The organism is Desulforhopalus sp. IMCC35007 (assembly GCF_005116575.1).
Taxonomy (GTDB): Bacteria; Desulfobacterota; Desulfobulbia; order Desulfobulbales; family Desulfocapsaceae; genus Desulforhopalus_A.
In genome coordinates this window covers 255178-262314 of sequence record NZ_SWCN01000006.1, presented here as the reverse complement: position 1 = coordinate 262314, position 7137 = coordinate 255178, and the positions used below count along the sequence as shown (strand labels likewise).

Annotated in this window: 4 protein-coding genes and 1 tRNA gene; 1 reads left to right on the top strand and 4 read right to left on the bottom strand. The window is 43.7% G+C overall.

All coding sequences use genetic code 11. The annotated features are described in order from the left end of the window. Positions 1-392 precede the first annotated feature (392 nt). Complete coding sequence (locus FCL48_RS08915) at positions 393-1268, top strand: methyl-accepting chemotaxis protein (RefSeq protein ID WP_136871915.1); 876 nt, start codon at positions 393-395, stop codon at positions 1266-1268. A 79-nt stretch (positions 1269-1347) separates the two neighbouring features. On the opposite strand, the gene FCL48_RS08910 is transcribed toward FCL48_RS08915, so the two are convergent. The 4 genes from FCL48_RS08910 to FCL48_RS08895 form a co-directional block, all read right to left on the bottom strand. After that, entirely contained in the window at positions 1348-1827 is a 480-nt protein-coding gene (locus tag FCL48_RS08910; RefSeq protein ID WP_136871914.1) for a hypothetical protein, read from the bottom strand. A 652-nt stretch (positions 1828-2479) separates the two neighbouring features. Next, positions 2480-2556: transfer RNA gene (locus FCL48_RS08905), tRNA-Arg, on the bottom strand. Between the two features lie 37 nt (positions 2557-2593). After that, a complete protein-coding gene (locus FCL48_RS08900) occupies positions 2594-4936 on the bottom strand; it encodes an Rne/Rng family ribonuclease (RefSeq protein WP_136871913.1) in 2343 nt (780 codons plus the stop codon). 610 nt (positions 4937-5546) lie between these two features. Beyond that, on the bottom strand, positions 5547-6704 hold the full coding sequence (locus FCL48_RS08895; protein ID WP_136871912.1) for an IS256 family transposase: 1158 nt from the start codon (positions 6702-6704) through the stop codon (positions 5547-5549). Positions 6705-7137 lie beyond the last annotated feature (433 nt).

Sequence of the window (7137 nt, the reverse complement as noted above, 5' to 3'; positions counted from 1 at the left end):
AATCCTCCTTTTTCTCGTTACAATAATATATATTGTAACGATGTTTTATGCAAGGAAAATCGTATTATTTAACACATTATTATAGGGTTACTGTATTTTCATCGTTACACAATTCCGGGAACTCAGGTGAAAACTGGCGGCCACTATAGACAGCGATGATATGGAACATATTTACGTCTACATTTTAATTTGCATGTAGCTGATATAAAGCCTAAACTTGACTGAGACCACACATTAAAGTACTGTGCGGATTCGTTAGAATCCATGAGGTGATTGTAGTTGTGTGCTTTTGAATTGTTTAGAGCCAGTCAAAGACTGTATTACTCATTAGAGCCATACCTGCAAAGAGACAGTAAAGGTTTAAAAACTTTATAAAGGGGAAAAACTCTGCCATGAGTATTAGAATCAGATTCATTTTGGTTATTGGGATCATGAGTTTGGCTGCGATAGGGGCATTCGCATACCTAAGTTACAGTTTCACCTATAATACTGCACTGGCAGAAGCAAAACAGAAAGGGGATATTGTATCTTCATTCCTTGCTGCAACGAGGTCATTTTATAGAAACGAACAGCGTCCTTTAATAATGGATATTGTGCATGAGGATAGGTTTTATCCGACAATCATGTCGGGGTTTGCCGTTACCAGAGGCGTGTGGGATCAGTTCAACCAGAAACTCCCCAATTACAAATTCAAACAGGCGACTCTTGATCCGCTGTATCCGCCAAACAAAGCCGATGCTGATGAAATAAGGCTCATTGCCGAGTTTGAAAACAATAAAGGGATGGTACAAAAAGAAGGTGTAATGGAAAAAAACGGAGAGAAATTTTTCTACTATGCCGAACCCATTGAAATAGATAAACAGTGTCTTCGCTGTCACGGCGATCCCAAAAATGCACCAAAGGATCAACAAGATTTATATGGGACTGCAAATGGGTACGGCTGGAAGGCTGGCTCAATTGTTTCAGCATATATTACTTATGTGCCAATTCAGAATGCAGTCGATGCAGCGAAAAAGTCGGCCATAATGTTGTTTGCATATGGATTTGCTGGAATTGTAGTTCTTTCTCTGGTTATATGGTTTTTCTTTGAAAAGAAGGTCGTATCCCCAATCACTGAGCTTGAGAAACGAGCATCTGAAATTAGTATTGGAAAAAATCTCCACCAAAAGATAGAGCTGATATCAAATGATGAAATCGGTTCGCTGGGTACAGCTATTGAGCGATTGAGAATAAGTGTAATAAAACTGATAGATAGATATACTAAATAGTGGAAAAAAAAGGGGGCATTTCTATGTGCTCCCTTGCTTAAAAGACAGTTGCTTAAATCTTCATTGATCACATAGGTCATTACAGTTGAGCATCTTTTATAAATTTCAGGAATTTTTTTTTGTCCTCATCGCCCTCGATTTCATCGACAGCGGAACTGATTACCGCCTGCTTTTCAGATAAAGTAATAGTGTTGTCGGGAAATTCAAAACCAGACAAGGCAACAGTTGCAAACGGACCAATGTATTTAGCGAGTTCATCAGTTATTTTTTCAATAAAGAAAGATACATCTCTTCCACTGTCGTTGATCGGCCCGGTAAATTGTTGGCCAGCACTGTTAAAGCTTATTTTCTCTTTCTGCTCTTTTATGCATAAATAATCTTTTTCAAGTAGCGTTTGCATCAGATCCATACATTCTTTTTCAGAAATGGCTGAAAGCCTGATAATTTCTTCAATAGATCTCTTACCGTCTGCAAGAATAAATAACCTTCTTGATTTAATGTCTTTTGCCGGAAGGTTTGATAATTCAATACATTTTCTCGGTATGGCAGAAGTATTCATTTCAAATCCTTATGGGTCACTAAAAAAGGTAGCTATGCACTATGGTGTCAACAGTATTTCCAGGTAAAATAACGGGTTGCAGGAATAAGAGTAATACCGACATCACTTCAAATGATATTCCAGGCAACCATCAAAGAAAGAATCTTTTTCGTTCAATGCCCTCAAAATCTAAGCAATAATATTGTGATTTCTACCTTATAAAAATGGTGAAGTCAACCGTACAGCCGGACGATAAGGAACGTCATTTTTGATATTTCAAGAATTCAGCCAAAAGAAACCTGATCTATTTGATATATCCATTCCAGTGCACATTCGCTCCAACCGGATTCTGCTGGTTCCCCTACAGCCTCAATGTTCGATGAGCCTAAATAACCGGAACCTATATGGCCACCACCAAGGTCACTTTATTGATGAACAATTGGCCTTCCAGAAAGGAGTCGGGAATGCCCAGTAGAAAAAATATTCTGTCATCTTTATATCGCTACATTCTGCTTAAGGTGTGGCGATTTGATTAGCTTGAATGGTGGGAATGGGTAATCCTATTCTTTTCGGTATAATCCTAGAACAACACATTTTGCATTTCACATGAACTTTTTACGGCTAGAACAAAAAAAGGCTTATCAACTAATGTTGATAAGCCTTTGTTATTTTTTGGTACACCAGGCAGGATTCGAACCTGCGACCCCCTGATTCGTAGTCAGGTACTCTATCCAGCTGAGCTACTGGTGCATCGGAGGTAGCTATATAACCTAGATTCTAAATGAACTCAAGCCTGTTTTTTATTATTTGTGTCTTTTTCTGCTTTATGAAAAACAATCTCATTATCACTCGGCTTCATATGAGGATCAGCATGTATCGTAATTTCAACATGATAACGTTTTTCCATTTCACTGACTTCCGTACGTTTTTTATTTAAAAGATAGGCTGCGACGTCAAGTGGGAAATGACATTCAATGCGCTCAACCGGCTTACGACTGGCCCCGGTCTGTATTCTTCTTAAATAAAATAAAGATAAGGTCTCCACAGAACGAACAGTTCCCCGCCCTTTGCAATGCTCGCACCTGCGGTAATTTCCAGCCTCAATGGGTGCGCCTAGTTTCTGTCGTGAAATCTCCATCAGGCCAAATTTTGAGATCCTGCTGAAGTCAACCTTGGCCTTATCCTTTTTCATGGCGGCCCGGACCTGTTTTTCAACGGCAATTATATTTTTTCGGCTACGCATATCAATAAAGTCAACGACGATCAGGCCACCTAAATCCCTGAGGCGGAGTTGTCTGGCAAGCTCGACCGCAGCCTCCATATTTGCCTGAAAAATTGAGGCCTCAAAATTCTTTCCTTTTGACGTGGATCCTGAATTTACGTCTATGGCAACAAGGGCCTCGGTTGGGTCAATGACAATCGAGCCACCGGACGGCAAACTTACCTGAGGCTGATAAATAGACTCGATCTGGTCTTCAACACTGTACTGATTAAAAATGGGACGGGCACCCTGGTGTAAACGAACAGTCACACCCTGATGATCTTTCGGCAACATCTGGACAAAGTCCTTCACCTGCTCAAGTGCTGCACGATCATCAACCAGGATCTCCTGAATGGACGGATCAAAATGTTCCCGTAGAAAACGAAGAATACTGTGCTGCTCCTCATAAACCAGACCTACACCTTCAAGGTTCTGACCCCGGCCTTTAATCTCTTCCCAGAGTTTAACCAGATAACCAACATCCCGGCTTAAATCCTCCGGAGTAATATCGACACTTGAGGTCCGAACTATCCAGCCGATACCTTCAGGAAGATCCATAGACTTCATTATTTCCCGCAGCTGTGATCGCCGCTGTTCCCCAGATATCTTTCTGGAAATACCAGAAGAATCAGATCCCGGCATCAGAACCACACACCTGCCTGGAATGGAGAGAAAGGTCGTCATATTGGCCCCCTTCTTTCCAACTTCTTCTTTTACAACCTGGGCAAGAATATCCTGCCCTTTTTCGACGACATCAGTGATACTGAGTTTTTTCCACTGCTGGGTATCGACGAGATGTTGAACATCTGCGCTTAAATCCTGCTTGAAATATTCAGGGTGAATTTCACTAAAAGGCAGAAAACCGTTTTTTTCAGTTCCATATTCGACAAAAGCTGCCTGCAGACTTGGCTCGATTGCGACAATACGGGCCTTGTAGATATTGTTTTTCCTCTGGGCGCGGGATATCGTTGAAACATTGAGAGAGATAAGCCGTCCATCTTCCAAAAGTGCAAGACGACACTCTTCCGGCTCTTCGGCGTTAATCAGCAACTTGCAATTCTTTTTAACCTCTTCTTTCTGCTCTTCCTCGTCCTCTTCTTCATCATCTCTGTGCCTTGGATGACGTCTTTCCTCCTCTACGGTTGCCTCATCCAGGTCGTCTGTTGTTTCAACAAAATCGATATCTGTAAGCTCGTCCTCATCCTGGGAATCGACAGGGGTCTTTTCAAGCGCGGAGCGTTCTTCATTGTCTGCGACAGGTGTCGTTTTTTTCGCAGAGGTTCTAGGGCGCCGGCCACGACGGGGTTTTGTCGACCGAGGTTTTACTGGCTCCTCTCCTGCCTTTACGGGAGAACTTTCAGCAACAGCTTCGCTCTTTACGGCCTGGACACTGTCTGCGACAGCAGCATTATTGCTTTCTATCTCTGCCTGAGCGACTTTCTCCGCAGGTTTTCTCTTTCCCCGTGGAGCCCGGGGTTTTGTTTTTCTTTTCTGCGGGGTGGGCGTTACTGGAGGCTCTTCCGTTGCAGTTTCAACGTTTGCCTGTGCTGAACTTTCAGTTACTTCGACAGTTTCAACAGCTACCTTTTTTTTCCTGGCTCTACTTCGGGGGGCTTTTGCGGGGGGCGTTTTGCTGACAGTTTCTTCGGCAACAACTTCTTTTTTTTCTGTCATTACCTCATTTGTTTCGGTAACGACCTCTTTTTTAGGCCTTCTTCTTCGTTTTGGTTTTACCTCTTTACTCGTTTCTTCAAGGGGTGCGGATGCATCAACTTTCTCTTCAGCTGATTTACTTTTCCACCATGCTCCAGTTGTTGCCTTAATCTGTACGGTTTTCGTTTCTTTCTCAGTCTTCTTCCTTTCGGCCATCTTTTTTCCTTCTCGCCCGCTCTCTTGCCCTAAAAGCAATACAGCCAGCTGTGCTTTTGGTTTATGCGTTATTACAGCAAAGGTCTCTTAGATCCTGTACCGCCAACGCGAACCATCTTTTTATACCAGCAAAAGAACAATACAACTTTTTGCGACAATGACAGGGTCTACAGATATTTCCAACGACACCAGCTGCCAGTTATAAGATTAATGTATGTCGAAAAAATGAAACTATTGAACTTCCACCTCAATTTCCTCAGTCTCTTTTTTAAAAACAAATCAAGACTGCTATTCCACCCCATATAATCAGGTAAGAATAATTGCTTACTGGGAAACACTAGTACTGTCAATTTACATGAAATACAAATGTTATTTAATGTACCTTTTAAAAATCGTTGACAAAAAAAAGGATAAAGCAACATTCTTTCTGTAAATTCGGCTAACCTTTCGTGTTTATTTAAAGGCCCGAGTAGTGCAGCTATCTCAAAGTGTCAAGACCAAGGCGAGTGCTCGTTCCTCGCAGCCTTGACACTTTGAGATAGCTGCACTGAACCTGAAGGTGGCGATGGCGGAAGAGCGCTCCGCCGGGGCTCCTGCAAAAGAGCCGAACTCACTCCATTTTCAGATAGACCTTGCTGGCTTGCCATTCTTCAGAGGTCTCCATGGCGACCGCCGTTACCAGCCGCAAGCAGGATTCGGTGTTGGGGAAAAGGGTGGCAACTCTGGTGCGCCGTAAAATCTCCTTGTTCAGTCGCTCCAACATATTGACCGTTCGTAGCCGCTTGCGGTGGGCCTTCGGCATAGACATAACCACCAATCCTTCCTGCAAAGCTGTTTCCGCCCAGGTTGCCAATTCAGGAGCATCCTGCCGATAGTCATCAAGGAAGATTGCAAGCAACCGCTGGGCCTCCTCGTCATTCGGCGCTGTAAAGATCGACCTGATGCGTTCCGCCACTTCTTGTTTCATCCGTCGTCGGGGCACGTAATTCTGGGCATTTTGTTGTAGATGGAACTGGCAGCGCTGCCAGGGAACGGTTGGGAAAATGGCCCTGCGAGCCGCCTTCAATCCTTCGTGGGCATCAGAGATAAAAAGCTTGACGCCATGCAGTCCTCTGTCCTTCAGACTGCTGAGAAAATCCCGCCAATGCACCTCATTTTCAGAGAGTTTCACCGAAACACCCAGCACTTCCCGGTGCCCTGTGCTGCTGACGCCGATGGCGACCAGAACCGCGCTGGAAACCACAACTCCACCATGACGAACCTTCTCATATCGAGCATCCAGATAGACATAGGGAAAGGCCTCTAAAGGACGTTCTCGCCATTGTTTGAGCTGCTCATCCAAGGTCGCACTCGCCCTGCTGACTTCACTTGAACTGATCTCGAATCCGCACAACTCCTCTGTTATTTTGGCAACCTTCCTGGTTGAAACTCCTTGAATATACATCTCAGCCAGAGCAAGCTTCAAAGCCCGCTCTGATCGCTGGCCACGCTCCAGGCTTTGAGGGTAAAATTCGCAATCCCGGGTTTGAGGCACTGCCAACTTGACTTCACCAAATCGGGTTTTCATAGTTTTTGATTTATACCCGTTGGCATAGCCCCGTCGGTCATCTGTCCTTTCGTAAGGAATCGCCTGTAAATGACGTGAACGTTCAATCTGCATGGCTGTATTCATCAAAACTCCAACCACATCGGCAATATTGTCGAAACCATTTTCGATTAATAGTTCCATTGCCAGGTCAAACTGGCTACAATCCTGTTGGCAGGTCATTGTTTTCTCCTTTCGGTTTGTTGTTGATAATTGGCCCCGAAAGGATAAGCTTGGCCTGCCTTTTGCCAAGCTTTATATGAATTTACAGAAGGAATGGTACACTAACGGCCAGCGTGCATACGAACTTTCTGGTTCACTCAGGTGTGGGAATACTAACAGGACAACTTGTATGAACTGTATTGGGAACCAATGGATATTATGCCACTCAATTTTCAAGTAATGTACCCGGATTTGGTCTTATCGCTACTCATGCCGTAACTCTGGAATCAGTTCCGGTACAGGCAAAAACGAGCAATAGTGGAACCTAAAAAGTCCATTCTCTGTTTTTGAGTTTTTACATTTGAATGTATTTTCAAAACGATACACAGGCACTAACAATATTGAGGTGGTACTCTTGCGCACAGCATCATGATGAAGCCGCATAACTTCCCAG

Coding starts and splice junctions, on each gene's coding strand:
- FCL48_RS08900 (WP_136871913.1), bottom strand. CDS start 4,936: ATGGCCGAAAGGAAGAAGACTGAGAAAGAAACGAAAACCGTACAGATT.
- FCL48_RS08915 (WP_136871915.1), top strand. CDS start 393: ATGAGTATTAGAATCAGATTCATTTTGGTTATTGGGATCATGAGTTTG.
- FCL48_RS08910 (WP_136871914.1), bottom strand. CDS start 1,827: ATGAATACTTCTGCCATACCGAGAAAATGTATTGAATTATCAAACCTT.
- FCL48_RS08895 (WP_136871912.1), bottom strand. CDS start 6,704: ATGACCTGCCAACAGGATTGTAGCCAGTTTGACCTGGCAATGGAACTA.